23 protein-coding genes are annotated in these 25,913 nt (G+C 71.1%); 16 read left to right on the top strand and 7 right to left on the bottom strand.

What is annotated here, in order from left to right; genetic code table 11:
* Positions 1–4: 4 nt before the first annotated feature.
* Positions 5–496 carry a DoxX family protein gene (locus tag AB0I32_RS12005; RefSeq protein WP_357506124.1) on the bottom strand — a complete coding sequence of 164 codons (492 nt, stop codon included), beginning with the start codon at positions 494–496 and terminating at the stop codon, positions 5–7.
* Positions 497–643: 147 nt separating this feature from the next.
* Between AB0I32_RS12005 and AB0I32_RS12000 the strand changes: the two genes are divergently transcribed.
* Positions 644–1,525, top strand: coding sequence for a sigma-70 family RNA polymerase sigma factor (locus AB0I32_RS12000; RefSeq protein WP_357506122.1), 882 nt, complete (start codon positions 644–646; stop codon positions 1,523–1,525).
* On the opposite strand, the gene AB0I32_RS11995 is transcribed toward AB0I32_RS12000, so the two are convergent.
* Positions 1,522–2,589, bottom strand: a complete 1,068-nt coding sequence (locus tag AB0I32_RS11995; RefSeq protein WP_357506120.1) for a LacI family DNA-binding transcriptional regulator — start codon at positions 2,587–2,589, stop codon at positions 1,522–1,524. The genes AB0I32_RS12000 and AB0I32_RS11995 overlap by 4 nt on opposite strands.
* 133 nt (positions 2,590–2,722) lie before the next feature.
* On the opposite strand from AB0I32_RS11995, the gene AB0I32_RS11990 reads away from it, so the two are divergent.
* Genes AB0I32_RS11990 through AB0I32_RS11975 form a run of 4 tightly spaced genes read left to right on the top strand, consistent with a single transcriptional unit; the run spans position 2,723 to position 8,664 of the window.
* Entirely contained in the window at positions 2,723–4,039 is a 1,317-nt protein-coding gene (locus tag AB0I32_RS11990; RefSeq protein WP_357506118.1) for an ABC transporter substrate-binding protein, read from the top strand.
* A 7-nt stretch (positions 4,040–4,046) separates the two neighbouring features.
* The gene (locus tag AB0I32_RS11985; RefSeq protein WP_357506116.1) at positions 4,047–4,976 is read left to right on the top strand and encodes a sugar ABC transporter permease; all 930 of its coding nucleotides are present in this window, start codon (positions 4,047–4,049) and stop codon (positions 4,974–4,976) included.
* Complete coding sequence (locus tag AB0I32_RS11980; RefSeq protein WP_357506114.1) at positions 4,973–5,800, top strand: carbohydrate ABC transporter permease; 828 nt, start codon at positions 4,973–4,975, stop codon at positions 5,798–5,800. Before AB0I32_RS11985 ends, AB0I32_RS11980 begins: the two co-directional genes overlap by 4 nt.
* A gap of 11 nt (positions 5,801–5,811) precedes the next feature.
* Positions 5,812–8,664: a family 78 glycoside hydrolase catalytic domain gene (locus AB0I32_RS11975; RefSeq protein WP_357506112.1), complete on the top strand. Its 2,853-nt coding sequence runs from the start codon at positions 5,812–5,814 to the stop codon at positions 8,662–8,664.
* A gap of 13 nt (positions 8,665–8,677) precedes the next feature.
* Here AB0I32_RS11975 and AB0I32_RS11970 read toward each other — a convergent pair whose 3' ends face one another.
* Both AB0I32_RS11970 and AB0I32_RS11965 read right to left on the bottom strand, forming a co-directional pair.
* Entirely contained in the window at positions 8,678–9,115 is a 438-nt protein-coding gene (locus tag AB0I32_RS11970; RefSeq protein WP_357506110.1) for a VOC family protein, read from the bottom strand.
* Between the two features lie 32 nt (positions 9,116–9,147).
* Entirely contained in the window at positions 9,148–9,903 is a 756-nt protein-coding gene (locus tag AB0I32_RS11965) for an SDR family NAD(P)-dependent oxidoreductase (RefSeq protein WP_357506108.1), read from the bottom strand.
* 172 nt (positions 9,904–10,075) lie between these two features.
* On the opposite strand from AB0I32_RS11965, the gene AB0I32_RS11960 reads away from it, so the two are divergent.
* The 8 genes from AB0I32_RS11960 (at position 10,076) to AB0I32_RS11925 (ending at position 20,896) form a co-directional block, all read left to right on the top strand.
* Entirely contained in the window at positions 10,076–12,082 is a 2,007-nt protein-coding gene (locus AB0I32_RS11960; RefSeq protein WP_357506106.1) for a glycoside hydrolase family 76 protein, read from the top strand.
* Positions 12,079–13,452, top strand: a complete 1,374-nt coding sequence (locus AB0I32_RS11955; protein ID WP_357506104.1) for a glycoside hydrolase family 125 protein — start codon at positions 12,079–12,081, stop codon at positions 13,450–13,452. The genes AB0I32_RS11960 and AB0I32_RS11955 overlap by 4 nt, the downstream gene beginning before the upstream one ends.
* A complete protein-coding gene (locus AB0I32_RS11950; protein ID WP_357506101.1) occupies positions 13,449–14,336 on the top strand; it encodes a sugar ABC transporter permease in 888 nt (295 codons plus the stop codon). Before AB0I32_RS11955 ends, AB0I32_RS11950 begins: the two co-directional genes overlap by 4 nt.
* Entirely contained in the window at positions 14,333–15,280 is a 948-nt protein-coding gene (locus AB0I32_RS11945) for a carbohydrate ABC transporter permease (RefSeq protein WP_357506099.1), read from the top strand. Before AB0I32_RS11950 ends, AB0I32_RS11945 begins: the two co-directional genes overlap by 4 nt.
* Before the next feature lie 40 nt (positions 15,281–15,320).
* On the top strand, positions 15,321–16,574 hold the full coding sequence (locus AB0I32_RS11940; protein WP_357506098.1) for an ABC transporter substrate-binding protein: 1,254 nt from the start codon (positions 15,321–15,323) through the stop codon (positions 16,572–16,574).
* Between the two features lie 60 nt (positions 16,575–16,634).
* Positions 16,635–17,678 carry a glycoside hydrolase family 76 protein gene (locus AB0I32_RS11935; RefSeq protein ID WP_357506096.1) on the top strand — a complete coding sequence of 348 codons (1,044 nt, stop codon included), beginning with the start codon at positions 16,635–16,637 and terminating at the stop codon, positions 17,676–17,678.
* A gap of 94 nt (positions 17,679–17,772) precedes the next feature.
* Positions 17,773–18,867, top strand: a complete 1,095-nt coding sequence (locus AB0I32_RS11930; protein ID WP_357506094.1) for a GntR family transcriptional regulator — start codon at positions 17,773–17,775, stop codon at positions 18,865–18,867.
* 112 nt (positions 18,868–18,979) lie between these two features.
* The gene (locus AB0I32_RS11925) at positions 18,980–20,896 is read left to right on the top strand and encodes a glycoside hydrolase family 76 protein (protein WP_357506092.1); all 1,917 of its coding nucleotides are present in this window, start codon (positions 18,980–18,982) and stop codon (positions 20,894–20,896) included.
* 54 nt (positions 20,897–20,950) lie between these two features.
* On the opposite strand, the gene AB0I32_RS11920 is transcribed toward AB0I32_RS11925, so the two are convergent.
* Entirely contained in the window at positions 20,951–21,481 is a 531-nt protein-coding gene (locus tag AB0I32_RS11920; RefSeq protein ID WP_357506090.1) for an ANTAR domain-containing protein, read from the bottom strand.
* A gap of 150 nt (positions 21,482–21,631) precedes the next feature.
* Here AB0I32_RS11920 and AB0I32_RS11915 point away from each other — a divergent pair, with 150 nt between their 5' ends.
* Positions 21,632–22,114, top strand: a complete 483-nt coding sequence (locus tag AB0I32_RS11915; RefSeq protein WP_357506088.1) for a heme-degrading domain-containing protein — start codon at positions 21,632–21,634, stop codon at positions 22,112–22,114.
* Between the two features lie 37 nt (positions 22,115–22,151).
* Here the strand turns inward: AB0I32_RS11915 and AB0I32_RS11910 are convergent, their stop codons facing one another.
* On the bottom strand, positions 22,152–22,796 hold the full coding sequence (locus AB0I32_RS11910; RefSeq protein ID WP_357506086.1) for an RICIN domain-containing protein: 645 nt from the start codon (positions 22,794–22,796) through the stop codon (positions 22,152–22,154).
* 168 nt (positions 22,797–22,964) lie between these two features.
* On the opposite strand from AB0I32_RS11910, the gene AB0I32_RS11905 reads away from it, so the two are divergent.
* Both AB0I32_RS11905 and AB0I32_RS11900 read left to right on the top strand, forming a co-directional pair.
* Complete coding sequence (locus AB0I32_RS11905) at positions 22,965–23,696, top strand: SDR family oxidoreductase (protein WP_357506084.1); 732 nt, start codon at positions 22,965–22,967, stop codon at positions 23,694–23,696.
* A gap of 81 nt (positions 23,697–23,777) precedes the next feature.
* Positions 23,778–25,115 carry a hypothetical protein gene (locus AB0I32_RS11900; protein ID WP_357506082.1) on the top strand — a complete coding sequence of 446 codons (1,338 nt, stop codon included), beginning with the start codon at positions 23,778–23,780 and terminating at the stop codon, positions 25,113–25,115.
* Positions 25,116–25,117: 2 nt separating this feature from the next.
* Here AB0I32_RS11900 and AB0I32_RS11895 read toward each other — a convergent pair whose 3' ends face one another.
* A complete protein-coding gene (locus AB0I32_RS11895; RefSeq protein WP_357506080.1) occupies positions 25,118–25,771 on the bottom strand; it encodes a hypothetical protein in 654 nt (217 codons plus the stop codon).
* Positions 25,772–25,913 lie beyond the last annotated feature (142 nt).

Below are 25,913 nucleotides of genomic sequence, written 5' to 3'. Positions count from 1 at the left end.
GTCGTCACCGCAGCGCCGGCTCCGGGGTGCGTGCGGGTGCCGGTGCCCGGAAGATCGCCACGATATTGACGACCAGGGCCACGACGAGCACCCCGATGACGGGCACGAGGAACTCTGCCGCGAGGGCCGGGCCGGTGCCCAGGAGGTCCCAGCGGCCGACGGCGACGGCCCCGGCGAGCGCGGCCCACAGCGCCGTCTCGAGCGCGGGCAGCCACTCGCCGGCCCGCACGTGGAACCCGCTCGCCATCAGGGTGACGACGGCGAGACCGGCCGCGGCGAGCGGCGTCGTCCACTCGAGGCGCCCGAGCAGCATCGGGAGGACGAGCGCGACGGGCGCGGCGACCTCCGCGATCCCGATCAGCACGGTGAGCGGGCGGGGGACGTCGTCGAACCCGGTCCAGCGGTCGATACCGCGGCCGACGATCTTGGGCAGGCCCGCGAACAGGAAGAACAGTGCGAGGACGGCCTGCGCCGCCCACAGGGTGGTGGTGAGCATGGTGCTCCTTCGGGAGTGGGTTCGGTCCGGTTCGGACGGCGGTAGCCGTCCGGTGCGGGACAGGACGAACGGGCGGGCGGGCGTGTGACGCCGTCACCCGGCGCCGTCACGCGGTCACACAGCAGGGCCGTGGATCGTCGTGTGTGCATGAACGAGATCGAACCCGGTGCGGCCCGGCGCGTCGCCGCCGCCTCGCGCGACGACCGCGCCTACCTGCTCGCCGTCGCGCACCGGATCCTCGCCGACCGCACCGAGGCAGAGGACGTGGTGCAGGACGCGTTCGCCCGCCTCGCGGCGCAGGACGTCGCCCAGATCCGGGATCTACGGGGCTGGCTGGTCGTGGTCGTGCGCCGGCTCGCTCTGGACCGGATCCGTTCGGCGCACGGACGTCTCTCCGCACCCCACGACCTGACGGCGCCGGGCCTCGACCTCGCGGCCGACACGCCCGACCCGGCCGACCGCGTCACCCTCGACGACGAGATCCGCCGTGCCCTGGCGGTGGTGCTCGACCGGCTCACCCCGGGCGAGCGAGCGGCCTTCCTGCTGCACGACGTGTTCGGCATCCCGTTCGAGAGCGTCGCCGAGCTGGTGGGTCGCAGCCCTGCCGCGTGCCGGCAGCTCGCCAGCAGGGCGCGGCGCGCGGTCCGGGACTCCGGTCCCGCGCCGGTCGCCCCGCCCGTCGACCCGGACCTCCAGGACGTCGTGGAGCGGTTCGTCGCCGCGTGCGCCGGGGGAGAACTCGACGCCCTGGCCCGGGTCCTGCACCCTGACGTCTCCGGCTGGGCGACCCTCGGCGGGGAACGGGTCGGGTCCGACACCGGCGTCGCGAGCGTGGCGGCCGGCTCCCTGCGCTACCTCGGCCCGCACTCCGGCTGGAAGCTCGCGCCGCTGGCCCTCGACGACGGCATGGCCGTCGTCGCCACGCGGGACGGCGATCCCGTGGCGCTGATCCGGCTCCTGGTCCTCGGCGGGCTGGTCGCCGAGATCCACACCCTGCTGCTACCCACGGTGCTGCTCCCGCCGCGCTAGCCCCGTCGCGGCGGAGCGCTCGACCGGCGCGCGCGGAGGGTCGCCTCGATCTGCGACTGCACGGCCTCGGTGCGGCCCGCCAGCCGTTCGAGGAGCAGGCGCGCTGCCTCGCGTCCCATCAGCACACCGCTCTGGTCGACGCTGCTCAGCGAGACCAGGGGGTGGCGGGCGATCGGGATGTTGTCGTAGCCGACCACCGACACGTCGCGTTCGTCGAGCCCGGCCTCCGCGATCGCGCTCAGCACGCCGATCGCCAGGGTGTCGTTGCCCGCGAAGATCGCCGTCGGCGGTTCGGGTAGGGCGAGGAGCGCGCGAGTCGCGTCGTGGGCCTCCGACCCGTCGAACATGGTGTGCACCACCGACTGCTCCAGGCCGAGGGCCGCCATGCGCTCGCGGTAGACGGCGGTACGGATGACGTGCGGCTCGTCGCCCGCCTGACCGGCCCACGGCGGCTCGGGCCGCGACGGGTGGATGGTCAGGTGGGTGATCCGCCGGTGGCCCTGCTCGACGAGGTGCGACATGACCTGCTCGGCGCCCGACCTGTCGTCGCCGGTGATCGTGTCGTAGCGGTCGGACCGGTCGTGGCGCCCGATCATCACCACGGGGGTGCGTTCGGCGATCCGTTCGAGCCAGGACGGGTCGACACGCGGCGAGATGGCCACGATGCCGTCGACCTGACGGTCCGCGAGGCTGTTGATCGCCACGTCGCTCTTCTGGTCCCGGCCCAGCGGGGCGATGATCATCTGGTACGGGGTCTCCGCGAGGGCTTCCGTGGCGCCGTCGACGATCATCGTGAGGAAGTCGTTGCCGACCTGCGGGATCTCGAACCCGAGCGTGAAGCTCGCTCCGCGCATGGCGCGCGCGGCGACGCGCGGCCGGTACCCGAGGCGTTCGATCGCCGCCTCCACCTGCGTACGCATCCGGTCGCTGACGCCGTACGCGTTGCGGATCACCTTGGACACCGCTGCCCTGGACACGCCGGCCTCGCGGGCTACGTCCTCGATGGTCGAGGGCCGCGGGCTGCCCGCCCGGGCGCCGTCCGGCCGGGGTTCTGCTGAGGTCACGACTCTGTTCCCGATTCTGTAGATCGGTTGACACTCTACAGGGGCCCTCGCTAGCGTGAAGGCGCTGAAAGGATTCATTCGTGGGGTGTGTAGATCGCTCTACGATCCTTTCGCTCTACAAGGAGGTAGAGAGATGTCCATCAGTCATCACGGTCCCCGCCGTCACGGCGCGGCACTGGCCGCCGCGGCCGTCCCGCTGCTCGCCCTCGCCGGATGTTCCTCGTCCGGCGCGGCCGACGGGACCACCGAGATCACCTTTCTCACGACCAACGACGCGCCGAACCCCGAGGTCGCCGACGCGCTGGTCGAGGCCTTCGAGGCCGAGAACCCCGACGTCTCGGTCACGGTGGAGATCCGCCCTGGTGGTACCGAGGGGGACAACCTGATCAAGACCAGGCTGTCGACGGGCGAGATGGCCGACGTGTTCTTCTACAACTCCGGCTCCCTGCTCCAGGCGCTCAACCCCGACTCGTCGCTCGTCGACCTGAGCGACGAGGAGTGGGTCGGCTCGCTCACCGAGGAGTTCGTCCCCGTCGTGAGCACGGAGAACGGCACCTACGGCGCACCGCTGGGTGCGTCCTTCGCCGGCGGCATCGTCTACAACAAGCCGCTCTACGAGGAGCTCGGGCTGACCGTCCCGACGACCTGGGACGAGTTCATGGCGAACAACGAGAAGATCGCCGCCGAGGGCGACGGCGTCGCGCCGGTCATCCAGACGTACGGCGAGACGTGGACGAGCCAGCTCTTCGTGCTGGGCGACTTCGCGAACGTGCTCGCCGTCGACCCCGAGTGGGCAGAGCAGTACACGGCGCACCAGCGCTCCTACGCCGAGGAGCCGGCGCTCCTGGGGTTCCAGCACCAGCAGGAGGTCGCGGAGGCGGGGTACTTCAACGAGGACTTCGCGTCCGCGACGTTCCCGGACGGCGCTCGGATGGTCGCGGAGGGCGAGGGCGCGCACTACCCGATGCTGTCGAACGTGATCCAGACGGTCATGCAGAACACGCCCGACGGCGTCGACGACCTCGGGTTCTTCGCACTGCCCGCCGAGGAGGCCGAGAACACCCAGGCGACCATCTGGCAGCCGAACGCGCTGTACGTCCCGCGGTCCACCGAGGGCGCCGAGCTCGAGGCGGCCAAGGCGTTCGTCGCGTTCGCCAACAGTGACGCCGGGTGCGAGATCCAGAACGAGATGCTGCCGCCCGCCGGCCCGTACGCGGGCACGTGCGAGGTGCTGGACTCCGCCCCGCCGCTGCTCGCCGACATCCAGGCGTACTTCGACGCGGGGAAGACCGCGAACGCGCTGGAGTTCCTCTCGCCGGTCAAGGGCCCGAACCTGGAGAAGGTGACGGTCGAGGTCGGGTCCGGCATCCGCAGCGCGGAGGACGCCGCGGCGTTCTACGACCAGGACGTCGAGAACCAGGCCAAGCAGCTCGGCCTCGAGGGTTGGTAGGCGAGGGATGGTAGCGGCTGTCACGACCGAGGTCCGGCCCGCCAGGCACCGCCGTCGGACGGCGGGTTCCACCTCGGCCACCCAGCGCAGCATCTACCCGTCGTGGTTCTACCTGCCGGCGGCGGCGCTCTACCTGGTGTTCTTCGCGGTGCCGACGTTCGCGTCGTTCTACTTCAGCCTCACGCGCTGGACCCTGTTCGACACGGAGTTCATCGGCCTGGAGAACTACGTCCAGTTCTTCTCGGAGCCGCAGCTCTCGCAGGGTTTCGTGAACACGCTGGTCTACGGCTTCGTGACGTCGGGCGCCAAGGTGGTGCTCGGGCTCGCGCTGGCCGTGCTGCTCACCTCGCAGCTCGTGGGTCGTGGGTACCTGCGGTCGGTCGTGTTCTTTCCCGTGCTGGTCTCCACCATCGGCGTCGGCATCACGTTCAAGGCGCTGCTCGACCCGTTCGACGGCGTCGTCAACACGATGCTCGCCGCGTTCGGCATCGAGGGGCCCGGGTGGTTCACCGACCCGAGCCAGGCGCTGCTCACGATCGCCGCCGTCGACGTCTGGAAGGGGCTCGGCATCGCGACGCTCATCTACATAGCGGGCATCGTCGCCATCCCGCAGGAGTACTACGAGGCCGCGCGGGTCGACGGCGCCAGCCGCTGGCAGCAGTTCCGCTCGATCACGCTGCCGCTGGTCCAGCCGGCCACGGCAACCGTCATCATCCTGTCGCTCATCGGCGGGCTGCGGTCGTTCGACCTGATCTGGGCGACGACGGGCGGCGGGCCGGGCTTCACCAGCGACGTCATCGGGTCGGTCATCTACAAGCAGTACCAGGCGGGCTTCTACGGGCTGTCCACGGCGGGCAACGTGATCCTCTTCCTGGTCGTGACGGCGGTCATGGTGCCGGTCTCGATGCTGCTGAACCGTAAGGAGGTCGACCGATGAGGCGCACCGGATCCTGGGTGGCAGGCGTTGTCGCCATCCTCGCGTCGGTCGTGGTCTTCCTCGTCCCGTTCGCGTTCATCTTTCTCACGGCGGCCAAGGATGCGTCGGACGCCTCGCGGCTGGAGTTCTCCTGGCCCAAGGACTGGGCGTTCGGCGAGAACCTCGCCGAGGTGCTCGCCACGCGCGACGGGGTGGTCGTGCGGGCCTTCGTGAACAGCACGGTGCTGACCGTCGTCAGCGTGGCGATCATGGTGATCCTCGCCGCGATGGTCGGGTACCTGCTGCAGCGGCGTCGTTCGCGGCTCAACCCGGTCGTGAACTTCTTCGTGCTGGCGGGTCTGATCGTGCCGCCCGCCGTCGTCCCGACGATCTGGGTGCTGCAGCGGCTGGGGCTGTTCAAGACGATGCCCGGCCTCATCCTCATCGAGGCGACGTTCGGGCTGTCGTTCTGCATCCTGCTGTTCCGCGCGTTCGTCGCGACCATCCCGCGCGAGCTCGACGAGGCGGCGATCATCGACGGCGCGGGGCCCCTGCGGCTCTTCTTCTCCGTGATCCTGCCGCTGCTGCGCCCGGTGATCATCACCGTCGTCGTGGTGCAGGCCGTGGCCGTCTTCAACGACTTCACCAACCCCCTGTACTTCCTGCCGGGGGACGAGAACGCCACCGTCCAGCTCACGCTCTACAACTTCCAGAGCCAGATGGTCAGCCAGTTCAACCTGCTGTTCATGGACATCCTGCTGATCACCGTCCCGCCCCTGGTCATGTACATCTTCTTCAACCGCCAGATCGTCGCCGGCATGACGTCCGGCGCGGTCAAGGGCTGAGAGGCTCACCTGTGAACAACGAATCCCCGACCTCGGTCAGCCGACTGCGTGTCGAACGCCGGACCGACGGCGACTTCGCCGACAACCCCACGCCACGTCTGAGCTGGACCGTGGAGTCCGCCGTGCCCGGCTGGTGGCAGGCCGACGCCGAGGTGCGGCTCGACGGCGGACGGGCCGGCGAGCGCGTGGCGCGCCTGGACACAGACGAGTCCCGGTTCGTCGCCTGGCCGTTCGACCCGCTGCTGCCGCACGCCCGGCACACGCTGGAGGTGCGGGTCACGGGCGTCGACGGCGCCGTGTCGCCCTGGAGCGACCCGGTCACCGTGCGCTCGGTCTTCCTGGCCGACGGCGAGTGGGTCGCGCCGTTCGTCGGGCTCGCGGACCCGGCGGAGCCCGCAGTGCCCGGTCTGCTCCGGACCGAGCTCGACCTCGGCGCCGAGATCGCCCACGCCACGCTCTACGCGTCCGCCCACGGCGTCTACCAGGTGGAGATCAACGGGCAGGACGTCGACGACGCTGTCCTGAAGCCGGGCTGGACCGCCTACCAGCACCGCCTCGTCCACGAGGCGACCGACGTCACGGCCCTCCTGCGTCCGGGTGCGAACGCCGTGGGCGTGCGGCTGGCCGGGGGCTGGTGGACCGAGCGGTTCGGGTTCCACGGCGCGGCCAAGCCGTTCTACGGGGAGCAGCCCGCCGTCGCCGTGCAGCTGCATGTCGTGCTGACCGACGGGACCACCCGGGTGCTCACCACCGGACCGGACTGGCGCGGCGCGGCGACCGGGCCCGTCGTGACGAGCGGCATCTACGCGGGCGAGCGGATCGATGCGCGCCGCGCCGTACCGGGCTGGAGCCTGCCCGGCTTCGACGACGCGGCGTGGCCTGCCGTCCAGGTGCACACCCGGCCGGGCGAACCGGGCGCGGTGCCCGAGCCCGCGATCGCCGAGCCCGTACGCCGGGTCGACGAGCTCGCGGTCCAGGACGTCATCACCACGCCGTCCGGGCGGACGGTGCTGGACTTCGGGCAGAACCTCGTGGGCAGGCTCCGCGTGCGGGTCGCGGGGGAGAGCGGCCACGTCGTCACCCTGCGCCACGCCGAGGTGCTGGAGCACGGGGAGCTCGGCGTCCGGCCGCTGCGGGCCGCCGCCGCCACGGACCAGCTGGTGCTCTCCGGCGGCGACGACGTCTTCGAGCCCGAGTTCACCTTCCACGGGTTCCGGTACGCCGAGGTCGACGGCTGGCCGGGCGAGCTGGACCTCCCGGCAGCGCGGGAGGCGGTCACCGCCGTCGTCATCAGCAGCGACATGCGCCGCACGGGCTGGTTCGAGTGCTCGGACGAGCGGGTCAACCGGCTGCACGAGAACGTGGTGTGGGGGATGCGCGGCAACTTCGTCTCGCTGCCGACGGACTGCCCGCAGCGCGACGAGCGCCTCGGCTGGACCGGTGACATCCAGGTCTTCGGCCCGACGGCGAGCTACCTGTTCGACAGCGACGCGTTCCTCGCCTCGTGGCTGCGCGACGTCGCCGTCGAGCAGGCCGCGCGTGACGGCGTCTGCCCGATCGTCGTGCCCATGGTGCTGCCCTTCGGGGCGAAGCCTGCCGCCGCGTGGGGCGACGCCGCGACGGTCGTGCCGACCACCCTGCTGGAACGGTTCGCCGACCGGCGTGCCCTGGCCGAGCAGTACCCGAGCATGCGGTCCTGGGCCGACGCGCTGCTGGCCGTGGCCGGCGAACGCCTGCTGTGGGAGGGCATGTTCCAGTTCGGGGACTGGCTCGACCCGGACGCGCCGCCGGACGACCCGGCGGGCGCGAAGGCCGACCCCGACATCGTCGCGAGCGCCTACCTGGTGCGCTCGCTCCAGCTCGTCACCGCCGCGGCACGCGAGCTCGGCGACTCCGATGCCGCCACGAGGTACGGCGACCTCACGGAGCGCGCCCGGCAGGCATGGGTCCGCGAGTACACGACGCCGGCCGGGCGGGTCGTCTCGGACGCGCAGACCGCGTACGCGCTGGCCATCACGTTCGACCTCGTGGACGAGGCGACACGGGCGGTGATGGGCGACCGGCTCGCCTGGCTGGTACGCCGGGCCGGGTACCGCATCGGCACCGGGTTCGTGGGCACGCCGATCATCCAGGACGCGCTCACATCGACCGGCCATGTCGACGTGGCCGCGCGCCTGCTGCTGCAGACGGGCGTGCCGTCCTGGCTGTACGCCGTGACGATGGGGGCAACGACGATCTGGGAGCGGTGGGACAGCATGCTGCCGGACGGCAGCATCAACCCGGGAGAGATGACGTCGTTCAACCACTACGCCTTCGGCGCCGTCGCCGACTGGCTGCACCGCACGGTCGCCGGGCTGGCCCCGGACACGCACGGCTACCGCAGGCTCCGGGTGGCGCCCGTGCCCATCGCGGGTCTGGACCACGCCCGCACCCGGTTCGAGACCGCCTACGGGCCGGCCGAGGCGGGCTGGGCGGCCCAGGACGGGCAGCTGGTCGTCCACGCGGTCGTGCCGCCGAACACGACTGCAGTGGTGGTGCTGCCCGGCGGGACCGAGACCGAGGTCGGCTCCGGCCACCACGAGTGGACGGTGCCCGACCCGCGTGAGCGCGTGGAGCCGCGGGCCGTCACGCTGGGCTCGACGCTCGGCGAGATCGCCGACGACCCGGAGGCCTACGAGGCGGTGCTGGCCGCCGTCGACGCGCTCGGTGCGGAGTGGGGCGGAACCCTGCGCTCCCTCAAGGAGTGGACCGACCAACGCACCCTGGACGACGAGCTGGTGCGGCTGTCACCGGCCGCGAAGGTACGCCTGCAGGACGCGCTCGACGAGCTCAGCTCCCGGCGGGTGGTGCCGGTGGTGAGGTAGCCGACCGCCCGGGTCAGTCGAGGCAGAACTCGTTGCCCTCGACGTCCTGCATGTTCTGGCAGGACTCGTTCTCCTCGTCGGCCAGCAGGAGCACGCCGCGCGTCGCACCGATCGCCTCCAGGCGCGCGGCGTGGGACTCCAGGACGGCCAGGCGTTCCTCGCCCACGAGGCCCCTGCCGACCTTGACGTCGAGGTGCACCCGGTTCTTGACGACCTTGCCCTCGGGCACGCGCTGGAAGAACAGCCGTGGGCCGGCGCCGGTGGGGTCGCTCGCGGCGAACCACGAGTCCCGCTCCGGCTCGGGCAGCGAGAGGCTGTACTCCTCCCACGTGGCGAACCCGTCCTCCGTCACGTCCGGGGGGACGTATCCAAGGGCCTCGCACCAGAACCGGCCCACGCGCTCGGGGCTGGCACAGTCGAAGGTGATCTGGATGGGCTGCACGGTCGTCATGGGCACACCATAGGACGGCGGCGGGCCACCGATCACACCGACTCCTTGGTGATGCTCCAGCCGCCGTCGACCGGCAGCTCGACGCCGGTGACGTACGACGCCCGGTCGGAGCAGAGATACGTGATGGCATCGGCCACCTCGGACGCCTGGCCCAGGCGTCCGAGGGCGGTCGCGCCCGCCGCGCTGGCCCGGTCCGCCTCGCTCGTGCCGTCCCAGTGGGGCGTGAGGACCGGGCCGGGCAGCACGCTGTTGACGCGCACGGCGGGGGCGTACTCGGCGGCGAGCTGCCGGGCGAGCCCGGTCATCCCCGCCTTCGCCGAGGCGTAGGCGGCCCGGCCCGGCAGGCCGAAGCGGGCGTGCACCGACGAGACCATGACGATCGCGCCCTGGCCCGACGCCGTCAGGTCGGGCAGCAGCGCACGGGTGCCGAGGTAGGCGCCCGTGAGCGAGACCCGGAGCTGGTGCTCCCAGCTGTCCAGCGGGGTGTCCTCGAGCGACGCGATGGTGGTGGCGTACGCGTTGTGCACCAGGATCTGCGGCCGGCCCAGCTCCGCCCGGCAGGTGGTGGCGGCGTCGGCCCAGGCCGCCTCGTCGGCGACGTCCATCACGGACGCCGCGGCGAGGTGGCCGGCGTCGCGCAGCTCGTTCCGGAGGTCGAGCACCGTGGGGGAGACGTCCAGGAGGAGGAGCCGGGCACCCTCCTCGGCGAGCCGGCGCGCGGTCGCGGCGCCGATGCCCCGGGCCGCGCCGGTGACGACGGCGGTGCGGCCCTCCAGGTCGCGCGTCATGGCTGGTCCTCTCGTCGAGCGGTGGTTCACCGGCAGGCTACCTGTGCTGCCTTCCGGCTATTACACCTATTGGAATACATTGACATGGAGGTAATCGTGCTCCTACGCTCCGCTACAAGGTCAGGCCAACGACGGCCGGACCGTGCGGACGACGGACGATGGGGTTCGGACCATGAGCTGGAAGAGCAGCTGGAAGAGCGAGGCCGGAAAGAAGAGGCAGCCGCGACGCGTGCGGTTCGGCAGGTTCACGGCGGCGCTGACGGCGGCCGCCCTCGTGCTCGGCGGCACCATCGGCGGTGCGGTCGGCGCAGCGGCCCCGGCGGGTGCCGCGACGCAGCGCGACGCGGACGCGGCGATGGACGCGTTCGTCGAGACGTTCTGGGACCCGTCCCGGAACTACTTCTTCACCTACAGCGACCGCCAGGTCCACGAGGAGCACGCGCACGGGCCGCAGGACGGCCTGTACACGGACTTCTGGTGGGAGGCGCAGCTCTGGGACCTGGTCATGGACGCCTACGAGCGCACCGGCGACGAGAGGTACCGCCGGATGCTCGACGACGTCTACGACGGTTTCGTCGCGTACTACCCGACCTTCGAGAACGACTTCAACGACGACCAGGGCTGGTGGGCCAAGGGGTGCGTCCGCGCCTACGAGATCACCGGTGAGGACCGCTACCTCGACTGCGCCGAGGACCTGTTCGCCACGATCTGGGCGGACCAGGACGACACCTACGGCGGCGGGATCTGGTGGCGCAAGTCGGTGCGCGACCAGAAGAACGTGGCGACCAACGCGACCGCTGCCTGGACGGCGGCGTGGCTCTACGACGCGACCGGTGACGCCGACTACCTCGCCGCCGCCCAGACCCTCTTCGGCTGGGTGGACACCCACCTGCACGAGGACGGCCACGTCTACGACCACTTCGAGGGCGACCCCGCGCGGCTCGTGAAGTGGGACTTCACCTACAACTTCGGCACCTACATCGGGGCCGCCGCGCAGCTGGCGGCGGTGACCGGTGACGACACTTACCTCGACAAGGCGACGGCCGCCGCCGACTGGTCGACCGAGCACCTGACGAACGGCGGCACCTTCGTCTCGGAGGGGATCAACGACGGTGGCGGGTTCAAGCCGATCCTCGTGCGCACCCTGATGACCCTGGTGAACGAGCACGGCCAGGACCAGTACCTGCCCATGCTCCAGGCGAACGTGACCCAGGCGTGGTCGCACCGTCGTCCGTCCGACGACCTGATGGGCCCGAACTGGTCCGCCCCGACCGGCACCGAGCCGCTGCAGAGCCTGACGGCGGCCGCCGCCGTGTCCGGTCTCCAGGTGGTCACGCCGAACCGGTGGTCGGGTCCCCAGCCGGGCACCGGCATCCACGACGCCGAGAACGGCCGCGCCGTGGGATTCGGCGCGGAGAGCAGCCAGCCGGGCTTCCTCGGCCGCGGCTACCTCGCCGGTTGGAACGCCGACGGACAGGCCGTGACGTTCGACGTCGTCGCGGCCTCCGGCGGGCCGCACCAGCTCAGGTTCCGCTACGCCGCGGCCGCCGGCGACGCCGTACGCCGCGTGCTGGTCGACGGCGTCCCGGTGGCGAACGCGCTGACCTTTGCCGGTACGGGCGCCTGGTCCAGCTGGTCCGAGGTGGTGCTCGACGGCGTCCGCCTCGGGGCGGGCCACAACACCGTGACCGTCGAGTACTCGTCGGCCGCGGGGAGCGCGAACTACCTGAACCTCGACCGGATGACCGTCTCCCGGCAGGTGGAGGCCGAGTCCGGGCGACTGAGCGGCGTCCGCGTCGAGACCAGCCGGCCCGGCTTCACGGGGACGGGTTACGTCGCGGGTCGCGACGCCCGCACGCAGCGGATCGACCTGCTCGTCAGCGTGACCAGGCCCGGTGCCTACGACCTCACCCTGCGGTACGCGGCGGGGGCCGGTGACGCGGCGCGGCACGTTGTGGTCAACGGGTCGCGCGTGGCGAACCAGTCCTTCCCGGCCACGGGTTCGTGGGGCACGTGGGCCACGGTCACCGTGCCGGGGGTCGAGCTGCGCGCCGGCCGCAACACCGTCTCCGTGGTCCTCACCGCTGGGCGGGGCGGCGCCACCCACCTCGACCTCGACCACGCGACGCTGCGGTACACGCTCGGCGACACCAGCCGCACGACGGGAACGGACTCATGACCGGAACATCAGCCCCGCTCGGCGCGCCCGCACCCGACGCCCTGTACGACCCGGACGTCCTCGCCGGCCTGGTCGCGGCAGTGCGCGACCGGCTCGGCGACCGGGTGGCGGACGCCGTCGAGCGCTGCATGGCGGACACGCTGGCCCGGACGATCACCCCGCACCCGGACGGCACGGCCTTCGTGATCACCGGCGACATCCCGGCGATGTGGCTGCGGGACTCCACGACGCAGCTCGCGCCGTTCCTGCACCTCGCGGGCGCCGACCCCCGGCTGGCCGACACGATCGCGGCCGTCTCGCGGCGGCAGCAGGACTCGATCCTGCACGACCCCTACGCCAACGCGTTCAACGACGGCCCGACCGCGGCCGGGCACAGGGACCGCACGGGGCAGCCCGGCACCGGCCAGTCACCGTGGGTGTGGGAGCGCAAGTACGAGATCGACTCCCTCGCCTACCCGGTGCAGCTCGCCCACGACCTGTGGCGGATCACCGGCCGGACCGACCACCTCGCGCGGTTCGGGGAGGTGGCCCGCACCGTCGTCGACCTGTGGCGCACCGAGCAGCGGCACGAGACGTCCCCGTACACGTTCGAGCGGACCGACTGCCCGCCGTCCGACACCCTGGTGCGCGACGGGCGCGGCCCCGAGGTCGCGTTCACGGGGATGACGTGGGCGGGCTTCCGGCCGAGCGACGACGCGTGCCGGTACGGCTACAACGTGCCGGGCAACGCGTTCGCGGTCGTGACGCTCGGCTACCTCGGCACGCTCGCGTCCGAGGTGCTGCACGACGACGTCCTGGCCGACGACGCCGCCGCGCTCCGGGCGGACCTCGAACGCGGCATCCGGGTGCACGGCGTCGTTCCCGGACCGGCGGGCGAGCCGGTGTACGCGTACGAGGTCGACGGGCGCGGGGGAGCGTTCCTGGCCGACGACGGCAACTCGCCGAGCCTGCTGTCCCTGCCGCTGCTGGGCTGGTGCGCCGCCGACGACCCGCTCTACACGGCGACCCGCGCGATGATCCTCAGCGACGCGAACCCGTACTACTACAGCGGTTCGGCGGCGTCCGGGATCGGCAGCCCGCACACGCCGGAGCGGCACGTCTGGCCCATCGCGCTCGCGATCCAGGGGCTCACCAGCACGGACCCGGACGAGCGCCGGGAGCTGCTGGACCTGATCCTGGCGACCGACGCGGGGACGGGCGCGGTCCACGAGTCCTTTCACGTGGACGACCCCGCGACCTTCACGCGCGAGTGGTTCTCCTGGGCGAACGCGATGTTCTGCGAGCTCGCGCTGGAGACCGCCGGGCTGCGCACGTACCGGCGTCCGGCACCGGAAGCCGCCGACGCCCCGGGGAGCGGGGCCGCGCGATGAGCGCCGCCGTCAGCGGCACCCGCCGTCAGCAGACCATCAGCGCGTGGATCTTCCTCGCCGTTCCGGTGGCGCTGTTCGCGGTCTTCCTGCTGCTGCCGGTCGTCATGGCGATCGGCCTGAGCCTCACCGACTACGCGGTGATCGGCGACTTCGAGTGGGTGGGCCTGGCCAACTACGCGCGCATCGTCGACGACCCGATCTTCTGGGTGGCGGTGCGCAACACTGCCTTCTACACCGTCCTGTACGTGCCGGCCGGGGTCCTGGTCGCGCTCGGCACCGCGCTGCTGCTCAACCGCAGCAGCCGCACCTCGCGTGTGTTCCGCACGCTGTTCTACATCCCGGTGGTCTCCTCGACGGTCGCCACGGCGGCCATCTGGTTCTGGCTGCTCAACCCGCAGTACGGCCTGCTCAACGTGGTGCTCGGCTGGTTCGGCATCGACGGACCGGCCTGGCTGTACGAGTCCCGCTGGGCCATGATCGCCATCGTCATGATGAGCGTCTGGGCCGGATTCGGCGCCAACATGATCATCTACCTCGGCGCGCTCCAGGGCGTGCCGGGCGAGCTGGTCGACGCCGCCCGCGTCGACGGCGCCGGGGCGTTCCGCGTCTTCTGGCACGTGACGCTGCCGTCCATCTCGCGGGCCACGTTCCTCATCCTCACGCTGCTGCTGATCGCCGCCTTCCAGGTGTTCGACCAGGCGTACGTGCTCACCAAGGGCGGCCCGGGCAACTCGACGCTGACCCTCGTCTACTACATCTACGACCGCGGGTTCGGCCGCCTGGAGATGGGTTACGCCTCAGCGCTCTCGTTCGTGCTGTTCCTCGTCATCCTCGTGTTCTCGGTCGCCAATGCCCGCGCCACCGGACGGGAGCGGGACCGATGAGCGCCGTCACCACCGAGCCGGCGAACGTGCCGGCCAACGCGCGGGTCGCCGTCCCGCCGGACCTCCAGAAGCGGCCCACGACCACCCGCGCGGTGCTCGGCAGGGTCGTGTGGACGCTCGCGGTGGTGCTGATCAGCCTCACCACGGTCATGCCGCTGGTCTGGACCCTGTCGACGTCGCTCAAGCCGGAGGGCGAGATCCTCTCGTCCTACCTGCAGCTCGCCCCCGAGAACCCCACGCTCGCCAACTACGTGACCCTGTTCACCGACGGACCCTTCGGGCAGTACCTGGCCAACTCGGCGATCATCGCGCTCGGCGGGGTCGCCACCAACCTGTTCTTCGGCGGCCTGGCCGGGTACGCCCTGGCCAAGCTGAGCTTCCGGGGCCGCGGCGTCGTCTTCTCGCTGTTCCTCGGCTCGATGATGGTGCCGGGCATCATCACCATGGTCCCCACCTTCCTGGTGCTGCGCCGGTTCCCCCTGGTCGGCGGGAACGACCTGTTCGGCGAGGGCGGCGCGGGCTTCATCAACAGCTACGGCGCCGTGCTCATCCCGTTCGCCGCCGGACCGTTCGCCGTCTTCTTCATGCGGCAGTTCTTCCAGGCGCTGCCCGACGAGCTCGGCGATGCCGCGCGTATCGACGGCGCGAGCGAGTTCCGCATCTTCTGGAACATCTACCTGCCGCTGGCCAAGGCAGGCCTCGCCGTGCTGGGCGTGCTCACGTTCCAGGCGGGCTGGAACAGCTTCCTGTGGCCGCTGATCGCCCTCAACGACCCGGAGATGCTCACCGTCCAGGTGGGGCTTGCCGGGTACGTCAACGAGTACCAGACGCAGTACGGGCCGCTGCTCGCCGGCACGATCCTGGCGAGCCTGCCGGTCCTCGTCGTCTTCATCTTCGCCCAGCGCTACATCATCGAGAACTTCGCCCACTCGGGGACGAAGTGAGCCACACCTGCAAGCAGGACATCTGCAAAGGAGCAGCGTCATGAAGCGTGCGACACGAATGGCCGGGGCCCTCGCCGCGGCGGCGGTACTGGCCGGAACCCTGAGCGCCTGCGGCAGCGCGTCCGACGGCGGCTCGGGCGGCGGCCCGGAGGAGGTCACCTTCTGGGGCTCCTGGTCAGGGGACCAGGCCAAGCAGCTCCAGCGGCAGGCGGACGCCTTCAACGAGTCCCAGGACGAGTACGAGGTCAAGTACGTGGGCCAGGAGCTCGTCGAGGAGAAGCTGCTCACGGCGCTCGCGTCCGGCAGCGTGCCCGACGTCGTCCTGTGGGACCGCTACAACACCCCGCTGTACGTGCCCAAGAACGCGCTGGCGCCGCTCGACGAGTACATCGAGGCCGACGGCGTCGACACCGCGCAGTTCTACGACCAGGCGATGGGCGAGCTCGTCGTCGACGGCGGCACGTACGGCCTGCCGCTGCTCGTCGACAACCGGTCCCTGTTCTACAACACCGACCTCCTTCAGGAGGCGGGGGTCGAGCCGCCGACCGACTGGGACGGGCTCAAGGCCGCCGCCGAGGCGGCCACCCAGCGCGACGGCGACAAGCTGAGCGTCGCCGGGTTCGCACTGGACGACCCGGGCCTGTTCAACATCTGGCTCAAGCAGGCGGGCGGCCAGATGTTCAGCGACGACGGCGCCACCACCGCGTTCAACAGCCCGGAAGGGCTGGAGGTGCTCGAGTTCTGGCAGAGCCTGCTCGACGCCGGCGTGTACGAGCCCGGCTTCGGCGAGGGCGTCGACTCGTTCGCGGAGGGCAAGCTGGCGATCAAGTACGACGGGCCGTGGGCGCTCACCGCGCTGGACGAGGCCGACGTCAGCTACGGCATCGTGCAGCCGCCGGTGGGCCCGGACGGCGACCAGGGCGCGGGCATGGGCGGGTTCGGCCTGGTCATCCCGGAGGGCGCCGAGAACCCCGACGGGGCCTGGGAGTTCATGAAGTGGTGGACCACCGAGCCGGCCAACGGCGTCGACTTCGCGAAGATCTCCGGCTGGATCCCCGCCACCATCGAGGCGGCGAACGACCCGTACTTCACGCAGGACGACAGGTACCAGGCCTTCATCGAGACCATGGAGTACGCCGAGGTGCGCTCCAACATCCCCGGCGCGTCCGACGTCGAGGGCAAGGCCCTCATCCCCGCGCTCGAGAAGTTCCTCGGCGGTGAGACCGACGCACAGACGGCGCTGGACGAGGCCCAGGAGCTCGGCGACCGCATCCTCGCCGACAACGCGCAGTGACACCACGCGCACTGACACCACGCGCACTGACACCGAACGGGCAGTGACCCAAGGAGCCACATGACGACCCCGAACCCCTGGCCGGACCGCGCCGACCTGGCGCAGCGCAGTCTCGACCACTTCTTCGGCACTGCCGAGCCGCAGCTGCTCGACAACACCTACCCGGTCGGGGACAACTCGACGTTCAACTACTGGTGGCTCGCCCACGTCATCGACGCGCGCCTCGACGCGTTCGAACGCACCGGGGACGAGGCGTGGCTGACGGCGGCGGAGGCGACGAGCGCCAACCTGCGCGCAAGGAACGACGGGTCGTTGTTCAACGACTACTTCGACGACATGCTCTGGTACGCGCTGGCCCTGGAGCGACTGGCGCGTGCCACGGGGCGCCAGGAGCCCCTTGACGACGCCCGCGCCCTCTGGGAGCACGTCGTCGAGCACGGGTGGAACGAGACGCTGGGTGCGAGCGTGGCGTGGCGCAAGCAGCAGCTCTACTACAAGAACACGCCGGCGAACGGTCCGTTCGTGATCCTGTCCGCCCGCCTGCACCAGCACGACCCCGATCCGCGGTACCTGGACCACGGCACCGCGGCGTTCGACTGGATCGCCGCCACGCTGGTGGGGCCCGACGGGTTCGTCGAGGACGGCATCAACCGCGAGGGCGACGGCCGGATCGACACGCAGTGGCGCTTCACCTACAACCAGGGCCTGTACGTCGGGGCGGCGGTAGCGCTCGATGCGGTGGTGCACGAACCGGAGCTCGTCGCCCGGGCGCTGCGCACCGCCACGACGGCGCTGCGCGAGCTCGCGCCCGACGGCGTCGTCGGCAGCGAGGGCGGCGGGGGAGACGAGGGCCTGTTCAAGGGCGTGCTCTACCGGTACCTGGGCACGCTCCTCGGCCGGCTCGGCACGACGTCGCCCGACGCCGCTGCGCTGGTCGAGTTCGTCCGCACCAGCACCGACCGGCTGTGGGAGACGAGCCAGCGGGACGGGTACCTCCTGGCGGGCGGCGACTGGCGCCGTCCGGCCGAGCTGCCGGTGTTCTACTCGACCCAGCTCAGTGCGGTCATGGCGCTCGAGCTGCGCGCGTCGCTCGAGGCGCGGTGATGACCCGCCGCATACGGTGGGCCGTGGCGGAGTCAGCCATGGCGGATTCATTGGTCATACTGATTGGCCACGTCCGATCGGTGAAGGGGCATCCGTGAGCCAGCCGCTCTACCTCGAGGTGTACGAGAAGCTCCGCGACGCCATCCATGCGGGCACCTATGGCGTCGGCGACCGGATGCCCGCGGAGTCGGAGCTGACCAAGCAGCTGGGGGTCAGTGCCATCACGCTCAAGCGGGCGATGGACCTCCTGCGTGCCGACGGCTACATCACCCGACGGCCCCGGCTGGGGACCGTGGTCGTCAGCGAGACCGCCACGAACGCCGTCAGCACCGGGAGCGGGCCCACCCCGCTGATCGGGTGCGTGCTGACCGACTTCGACGACACCTTCGGCACGCGGGTGCTGGCGGGGCTGCTCGACGCGTCGAGCACCGTCGCGAACCTCGTGGTCAAGCGCAGCCTCGGCAACCGCGAGGCGGAGGACGACATGGTCCGGGCCCTGGTGGCCGACGGCGTCCAGGGGCTGATCCTCGAGCCGAGCTCGTCGCAGTACGTGCCCCCTGCGGTGCTGGAGCTGATCACCCAGTCGTTCCCGGTCGCCATCCTGGACCGTGTGTTCGACGGCGTCCCGGTGTCGTCGGTCTGCTCCGACAACGTCTCTGCGGGCCGCCAGGCCGCCGACGTCCTCTTCGCCGCGGGATACGACCACGTCGGCCTGGTGTCGGCGTCGAGCACCGTCTCGACGGTGCAGGACCGGCTCGACGGCGTCGTCGCCGCGCACGCGACCAGGCACGTCCCGTTCGACCCGGCGCACCAGTACCGCCAGGTCCGTTCGACGGTCCCGGGGAGCGGTGTCGCGCCTGACGACGACATCGCCGAGCTCGAGAAGTTCCTCGCCACCAACCCCGGCCTGACGGGTCTGGTCGCCACCGAGTACAACATCGCCGTCCTGCTGCGGGAGGCCGCGCAGCGAGCCGGCCGGACCGTCCCGGGTGACCTCGGCATCGTCTGCTTCGACCACCCGGACGCGTTCTACGACAAGGCGCGCTACCGGTTCACCCACATCCGGCAGGACGAGTCGCGCATGGGCCACGAGGCGGTGGACCTCGTCCTCGCCCAGCTTCGCGAGGTAGGGCAGGTCACCAAGGTCACGCTGCCCACAGAGCTGGTGCCGGGCAGCTCGACGCGCTGAGGGCGCTGCTCTTCCCGTACCACGTCCAGTAGATGGGTGCATTTAACCCTTTCCTCCTATATGTTTGGTATGAATCCAGATGCAACGTTGCGCCTGGGGGAGGAGCTCATCGATGACGATGTCGCGTCGCATCCGCGTTTCCGTGATCCGCCTTGCCCTGATGGGCCTCGCCGTGGCCGTCGGTCTGCAGCCGGTGGTCGCGGTGCAGGCCGCACCACCTCCCGGACAGCCGGCGACCGCCGGCTCGACCGAGGTCGCCCGCGCCCGGGTCGCCACCGAGGTGCTGCTGGACTCCTACGACGAGCAGAAGGCGTGGTTCCCCTCGAGCTGGTGGAACTCCGCCGTCGCCCTGCAGACCATCGGCGACTACATGGAGCGCACCGGGGACCGTAGTTATCTGGACGAGCTGGACCACAGCTTCGAGACCAACAAGGGTCCGTTCCCGGCCGGCGAACGCTCCACCGACGAGATCTACGGCAACTTCACCAGCCGCGCCATCGACGACGCGGGCTGGTGGGCCCTGAACTGGGTGACCGCCTACGACCTGACCGGCGACCAGAAGTACCTCGACATGGCGGGCACGATCGCCGACTTCATGCACGGGTTCTGGGACCCGAGCACGTGCGGCGGCGGGATCTGGTGGAACGAGGAGCGTACCTACAAGAACGCCGTCACCAACGGCCAGTGGATCCGCCTGACGGCTGAGCTGCACAACCGCATCCCCGGCGACACCGCCTGGCTCGAGCGGTCTCAGGAGGCCTGGGACTGGTACGCCGCCAGCGGCCTGATCAACGCCGAGGGCCTGGTCAACGACGGGCTGACCGACGCCTGCGCCAACAACGGCGACACGGTGTGGAGCTACAACCAGGGCCTCGGCATCGGCGCGGCGCTGGAGCTGTACCGGGCGACAGGTGACGCCGAGCTGCTCGCCTCCGCGCGGCACCTGGCCGACGCGGCGCTCGGCTCCGCCGCGCTGACGACGGACGGGGTGCTCACCGAGTCCTGCGATCCGCTCGGTCGCACCTGCGACGACAACCAGAAGCAGTTCAAGGGCATCTTCATGCGCTACCTCACGGAGCTGGCCGACACCACCGGCGATGCGCGCTACGCGGAGTTCGTGGACCGGCAGGCGGAGACGATCTGGGCGAACGACCGCGACTCCGCCGAGCGGCTCGGCCTGCGCTGGTCGGGTGCGGGCACCACGGCTTCGCCGAACGTCTTCGACTGGCGCACCCAGGCCAGTGCGCTCAGCGCGCTGATCGCCGACGTTCCGCAGGGCGCGCCGACGCGGTCGCTGTCGGCGACGATGTCGCCGACGCAGCTGGTGGTGATGCCGAGCCCCGGCGCGACGTCGTCGGCACGGACCGAGGTGGAGGTGGCCGCGACGTCGGAGGGGCGCCGGCCCGTGCGCGCCGACGTGCGGGTGAGCGGTCCGGACGGCTGGACGGTGGATCCGGCCCGGAGCCGCGTCCGGCTGGTCCCGCCGGGTGGCGGCACGCCCGCGCGGGCGAGCATCCCGCTGGACGTCACGGTGCCCGCGAACACCGCGGACGGTAGCTACCCGCTGACCGTGAGGGTCACCGCGAAGCCCGGGCTCAGCTACACCACCCGGGTCACGATCCAGGTGGCGAGCACCATCGACTTCGACGCCGGGTCGACGCAGGAGCTCGCCTGGCTCTGGGACGCGGGCGGCTCCGGGCTGAGCCATGTCGGGAGCCGGTTCGCCGACGGCACCAGCCACTTCGTCTACCGGTTCCCGTTCCCCGCCGAGGCCACGTCGGCCGAGGCGACACTGACCATCGACAACCAGTACGTCGTCCAGGTCGGGCCCGACGGCGAGAGCTGGACCACCGTGCTGACCGAGGACGAGCCGATCAGGGACAGCTCGAACAAGGCCGACCACACCCTCGACCTGACGCCGTATCTGGGCCCGGACAAGGCCGTCTATATCAGGGTGACCGACGCCTTCCCCGAGGACGGCTGGGGCGGCGGGATCTACCACGTCGCGGCGGAGTTCGGTACGTCCTGACCGCTTGACACCTGCTTGATCCTGACGGGTCCGACGACGACGCCGTCCGGCCCGTCAGGCCGCCTGGTGGGCCGGAGGTCCGGTGGGCAGCGGCTTGCTCTGGTCGCTGCTCACCTCGCTGACCTGGCTGGTGACCGGGCTGGTGGTGACAGGGTTGGTGGTGACCGGGCTGGTGACCGGGTTGGTGATCTGGGCGCCGACCTGAGCGCTGCTCGGGTCGCGCTCGACGGGCCGTACGCAGTCGAGAGCCTGCACCAGCATGTCCTGCGTGATGCCGCCGTTGGGGTCGACGCCCTCCTCCAGCGCGGTCATCACCTGGTCCGCAGCGACGCGCACGGGAATGTGGGCCTTGTCGGCGGCCTCCAGCAGGATCTGGGCGGCCTGGTCCTCGTCGACGCGGCGGGCCACGATGACCACGGTCTTCGCCCGTTCGATCATCGTCTCACCCAGGAGGGCCGGGGACACAGGGAGGGCCGGGGGTACGGGCTCGTCCACCTGACCGGAGCGGTCAATCTCGAGGCCGAGACCAAGGTCACCCTCAATGCCGTCGGCAGAGGTGTCTCGATACTGGTTGACGGATGACATGTGAACTCCCAGATCCCCTGCGGACCTGGAGCCACTTCATGACTCCGGATTTCCAGTATAGAGCGCTTCGGACGTTTCGGACAGTCCCTCGTCTAGCGGTATGGCAAGACGGCGGCATTGGCAAGTCGACAGTATTGGCAGGATGGGGGCATGAGCGCATCAGATGTCACCTCAGCCATCTCCGAGGTCGAGGCCCAGGAGACCGAGCTTGTCCTGACCACGTTCACGCACGAGGAGGCCTGGCGCCTGGGTTCCCGGCTCGTCGAGCTGGCGACCGAGCGGGACCTGCCCGTCGTCGTCGACATCCGCAAGGGCACGCAGCAGGTGTTCCACGCGGCGCGGCCCGGCACGACGCCCGACAACGACTCCTGGATCAAGCGCAAGGTACGGGTCGTCTACCGGTTCGGGGCGTCCTCGTACCTGGTGGGCCTGCGGGCCAGGGCGAAGGGGACCGACTTCAACGCCGACCACGGCCTGCTGTTCCAGGAGTACGCCGCGCACGGCGGGGCCTTCCCGGTGCGGATCGCGGGAGTCGGCATCGTCGGCGTCGTCACCGTGTCCGGTCTGGCACAGCAGGACGACCACGCCCTTGTCGTCGAGGCGTTGCGGGAGCTCGCGGCGTCCCAGGTGTGACGTCGGCCGCCGTCTCGGGGTGGCGCGTCACCCCGGGTCACCCCGAGACGGACCACCGCTGGTTGTCGCCGGCATGGCAGTCGTGGACGATGACGGGCGTCGCGTTCTCCGTGCCCGCCCCTGAGACGTCCAGGCACAGACCCGTCGCGACGTTGCGCACTGTGCCGTCGGCCTGCGGTGCCCACTGCTGGTTCGCGCCGCCGTGGCAGGTCCAGACGGTGACGGTGGTGCCGGCCGCTCCGCCGCTCGGGTCGTCCAGGCACATCGATCCGAGGGCGCGCAGCTCCCCGGAGGCGGACGCGGTCCACTGCTGGGCCGCTGTGCCGTTGCAGTCGTAGATCTGCAGGGCGGCGCCGTCGACGGCGGTGCCCCCGGGCACGTCGAGACACCGGCCGGACGCGGTGCCGTGCACCGCGACGACCGTCGGCGCCGGCTCCAGGGGAGGGGTGCTCGGGGTGGGGGAAGGGTCGGGGCTGGTGGAGGCCTCGGACGGGCTCGGCCCGGCCGCGGGCGCCGTCGTGCCGTGGTCAGGGCTCTGCGTCGGTGCGCTTCGCGGATCGGACACGTCGCGCGTCAGCACCCACACCGTGCCGATCACCGCCGCGAGACCCAGCAGGACGGCGAGCGCCCACACGAGTACCGCCACCGGCATGCGCGGACGTGGTGTGACCTGGTCGTACACCCTGACGTTTCCTTTCGTGCCCGACGGCGTCCCCGCCCGCCGGCATGAGCATCGACGAGCCGCACCCTACTGGGTCGCCGACGCTGCCCGACCCGGCACGGTGTTGTCGGCGATTGTAGATTCGACGACCGGAAGCACTGGGGTACGCGTCGTCGGAGGTGAGTGACCGTGCGTTCGTTCGTGGTGACCGGCGGCAGCCAGGGTGTGGGGCGCGCCATCGTGGAGCGGCTCGCCGCGGAGGGACCTGTCGTGGTGCTCGACCTGGCCGCCGCGGCGACCTGGGCGGCCCGGGACGTCACGCTCGTCAGCGGCGACGCCGGGGATCCCGACGTCGCGCGCCGCGCCGCTGAGCTGGCGGAGGCCAGGGCCCCGCTCGCCGGCTGGGTCAACAACGCCGCCGTCTTCCGGGACGCGCCCATCACGGCGCCGCCGTCCGACGTCCTCGCAGCGATCACGGCGAACCTGTCGCTCGCGATCACCGGCTGCCACACCGCCGTCGGGCACTATCTGCGGTACGGGCGGGCGGGGGCGATCGTCAACGTCTCGTCCCACCAGGCGCAGCGTCCTGTGCGCGGCGCCCTGCCGTACGCCACCGCGAAGGGCGCGGTCGAGGCGTTGACGCGCGCTGTCGCCGTCGACCACGGGCCGGACGCGATCCGCACCAACGCCGTCGCCCTCGGGTCCATCGAGACCGCGCGCTACGAGGAGTACCGGCGGGAGCATCCCGAGGTCGACCGGCAGATGGCTGCCCTGCACCCGCTGGGCCGCGTCGGTACGGGCGGCGAGGTCGCCGAGGCCGTGGCGTTCCTGCTCTCCGACCAGGCGGCGTTCGTCAACGGCGCGGTCCTGCCGGTCGACGGCGGACGCGCGGCCCAGGGTGCGGATCCGGAGGCCACCTGAGTCGGTCGCCGACGAGGGCTTGTCCCATAGAACTGTGGATGAAGGTGCTCGTTGGTGTTGATGGCGTCGGATGATGTTCGTATGGAATCCCAAGAGACGACCGAATCCGCGTCGACCGAATCCGCCCTGAGGCACGCATCCGAGCTGTACGCGAGGCTGCTGGAGTACGCGACCAGCCCGCCGTTCGGCGAGCACACCGCCGCCAACGTCCGCCGTGTGATGACGATGGCCGAGCGGGATCATGGCCGTACGTTGTGCGGGCACCATGGCGAGGGTCGCACCCTGGCCCTCGCGGCGGCACAGATCGTCTTCGACGTACCACCGCTGGGGATGCGCCTGATCGACCGCTACGCCGACTGGTCGGCGGAGCTGACCGACCGGGACCGGAGACTGCTGGACGTGTGGCGCACCGGCGGCATCCACGCAGTCTTCGAGATCACGCGGCGCGCGGGTAGCGGGGTGCGGGTGCGCTGCCTCGGCGACGACCTGGAGTACACGCTGCACGTCGACCCGAGAGCCCCGCTGCCACGTGCGGACCTGCGGACCGGGCGGTTCCTGGCCGGGCACGCGCTGCCGGTCGGTGAGCTCTGGATGCTGGTGGGCGCCGTCGACCTGTACGCGCCGGGGGAGCGGACGGCGATGCTCGGCCTGATGGCCGAGCTCGTCCGGGGCGCTCCGGCACTGCCGTTCCGCAATCCCGTGATCGTCGAGCGAGCACGGATGGCCCTCACGGCGCAGCACCAGGAGTTCCTGCACCTGTTCGGCGGGCAGGGCGTGGCCAGGGTGGGCTCCCGGCTCGTCGAGGACCTCGACCAGTTATGGGAGTCGTCGGGCATGTGGCAGACGTGGTGGCCGAGCCACCCGCTGGAGCACGACCTCTGCGAGCTTCGCGAGGCTCTGGACCAGGGGCGGCGCGACGGCGGGACGTGGTACCCCGTGCACCACCCGGTCCACGGGCTCCGTGTGCTCGGGGCCCCCTACGGGATGCTCGCAGACCTGCACGGCTCGACGTCACCGATCAGCCCGGCGGCCGTGCGCCAGGTGTCCGAGGCCCTGGACGCGGGGCACGTCCCCGACTTCGCACTCCGGGACCTCGCGGAACGGCACCCCGTTCGCGCGGGCGAGATCTACCGCGCAGTTCTCGGCCGGCCCGGGTTCACCTGGGCGCAGGAGGGCGCAGCTTGGCTCCGGGATCGCGCCGGCGACGTGCCCGCGCACCCGGCGCTGGTGTGGATGCCGGGCGGTGCGAGGCCTGCTGGGGCCGGGAAACCCGACCGTTCGATCGCGGTGCCGCACCCCTTGGGAGTCACGTTCCCTCCGGTTCCGACACCGTCGGGAATGACACCGTCGGGAATGACATCGTCGGGAATGACACCGTCCGGAATGACACCGTCCGGAATGGCAACCGACGAGTACTGAGGTCAGCGCCCGCTCTCCACCACGACGTCCCGCACCCACGCCCCGCCGTCGGGGCCCTCCGGGCGGAAGCCCACGTTCCGCAGGTACGCGAGCTCACCGGGTCCGGCCTGCGGCACCATGACGCGCCGGAACCCCTTCGCCGCGAAGATCCCGCTGCGCCGGTACACGAACTCGCCGGGAGTGAAGTCGCGGAACCGCTTGGTCACCCAGTCGAGGTCGACGACGCCCGTGCCGTCCCCGGCGTCGCGCACCTCCACCACGCCCACGGTCTCGTCACCGCGCTGCACCAGGAACGCCGAACGCTCCTCACCAGGCCCGGGCAGCGCCACGAACCCCGGTGCGACGCTCGCGATGTCCGCGGCGTGGGTGCGGAGCACGTGCAGGAGGTACGCGTCGTCGGGTGCCACCTCGATCACCTCGTACACCGCGGCGTCGTGGCGCTCGCGGTTCAGGCGCCACAACCAGTAGATGTTGATGAAGCTGATGGCGGCGTTCATGGCGGCGAACGGCCAGATTCCCACTATCGCGTTGTAGGCGGTCGCGACGAGCGAGCCGATGAGGTTGAGCCAGCGGAAGCGGAGCACACGCGCTTGCGTGAGGGAGAGCACGACGAGGATGGAACCGGTCCACCCGGCGATCTCGAGCCAGGGAAACATTCCCTGACCTTACGGCGTGTTCGGAAGCCCTGAGGCTTGTGAGACACCGCCCTTCTCGGGCGTCCAGGTTCAGGCCGCGGGTGCGACCTGAGGGTTGGTTCCTACGTCGTCCAGTCCCTGCCCGCCACGTCCTGATGGGGTG

It is taken from the genome of Promicromonospora sp. NPDC050249 (assembly GCF_040656015.1).
Lineage (GTDB): Bacteria > Actinomycetota > Actinomycetes > Actinomycetales > Cellulomonadaceae > Promicromonospora.
The sequence above is the reverse complement of the archived record's forward strand: the minus strand, read 5'-3'. Positions and strand labels throughout refer to the sequence as shown.

What these genes read in the sequence shown, in the direction of transcription:
- AB0I32_RS12005 (WP_357506124.1), bottom strand. Translation starts at nt 496, where the DNA reads ATGCTCACCACCACCCTGTGGGCGGCGCAGGCCGTCCTCGCACTGTTC.
- AB0I32_RS12000 (WP_357506122.1), top strand. Translation starts at nt 644, where the DNA reads ATGAACGAGATCGAACCCGGTGCGGCCCGGCGCGTCGCCGCCGCCTCG.
- AB0I32_RS11990 (WP_357506118.1), top strand. Translation starts at nt 2,723, where the DNA reads ATGTCCATCAGTCATCACGGTCCCCGCCGTCACGGCGCGGCACTGGCC.
- AB0I32_RS11985 (WP_357506116.1), top strand. Translation starts at nt 4,047, where the DNA reads ATGGTAGCGGCTGTCACGACCGAGGTCCGGCCCGCCAGGCACCGCCGT.
- AB0I32_RS11980 (WP_357506114.1), top strand. Translation starts at nt 4,973, where the DNA reads ATGAGGCGCACCGGATCCTGGGTGGCAGGCGTTGTCGCCATCCTCGCG.
- AB0I32_RS11970 (WP_357506110.1), bottom strand. Translation starts at nt 9,115, where the DNA reads ATGACGACCGTGCAGCCCATCCAGATCACCTTCGACTGTGCCAGCCCC.
- AB0I32_RS11965 (WP_357506108.1), bottom strand. Translation starts at nt 9,903, where the DNA reads ATGACGCGCGACCTGGAGGGCCGCACCGCCGTCGTCACCGGCGCGGCC.
- AB0I32_RS11960 (WP_357506106.1), top strand. Translation starts at nt 10,076, where the DNA reads ATGAGCTGGAAGAGCAGCTGGAAGAGCGAGGCCGGAAAGAAGAGGCAG.
- AB0I32_RS11955 (WP_357506104.1), top strand. Translation starts at nt 12,079, where the DNA reads ATGACCGGAACATCAGCCCCGCTCGGCGCGCCCGCACCCGACGCCCTG.
- AB0I32_RS11950 (WP_357506101.1), top strand. Translation starts at nt 13,449, where the DNA reads ATGAGCGCCGCCGTCAGCGGCACCCGCCGTCAGCAGACCATCAGCGCG.
- AB0I32_RS11945 (WP_357506099.1), top strand. Translation starts at nt 14,333, where the DNA reads ATGAGCGCCGTCACCACCGAGCCGGCGAACGTGCCGGCCAACGCGCGG.
- AB0I32_RS11940 (WP_357506098.1), top strand. Translation starts at nt 15,321, where the DNA reads ATGAAGCGTGCGACACGAATGGCCGGGGCCCTCGCCGCGGCGGCGGTA.
- AB0I32_RS11935 (WP_357506096.1), top strand. Translation starts at nt 16,635, where the DNA reads ATGACGACCCCGAACCCCTGGCCGGACCGCGCCGACCTGGCGCAGCGC.
- AB0I32_RS11925 (WP_357506092.1), top strand. Translation starts at nt 18,980, where the DNA reads ATGACGATGTCGCGTCGCATCCGCGTTTCCGTGATCCGCCTTGCCCTG.
- AB0I32_RS11920 (WP_357506090.1), bottom strand. Translation starts at nt 21,481, where the DNA reads ATGTCATCCGTCAACCAGTATCGAGACACCTCTGCCGACGGCATTGAG.
- AB0I32_RS11915 (WP_357506088.1), top strand. Translation starts at nt 21,632, where the DNA reads ATGAGCGCATCAGATGTCACCTCAGCCATCTCCGAGGTCGAGGCCCAG.
- AB0I32_RS11900 (WP_357506082.1), top strand. Translation starts at nt 23,778, where the DNA reads ATGGAATCCCAAGAGACGACCGAATCCGCGTCGACCGAATCCGCCCTG.
- AB0I32_RS11895 (WP_357506080.1), bottom strand. Translation starts at nt 25,771, where the DNA reads ATGTTTCCCTGGCTCGAGATCGCCGGGTGGACCGGTTCCATCCTCGTC.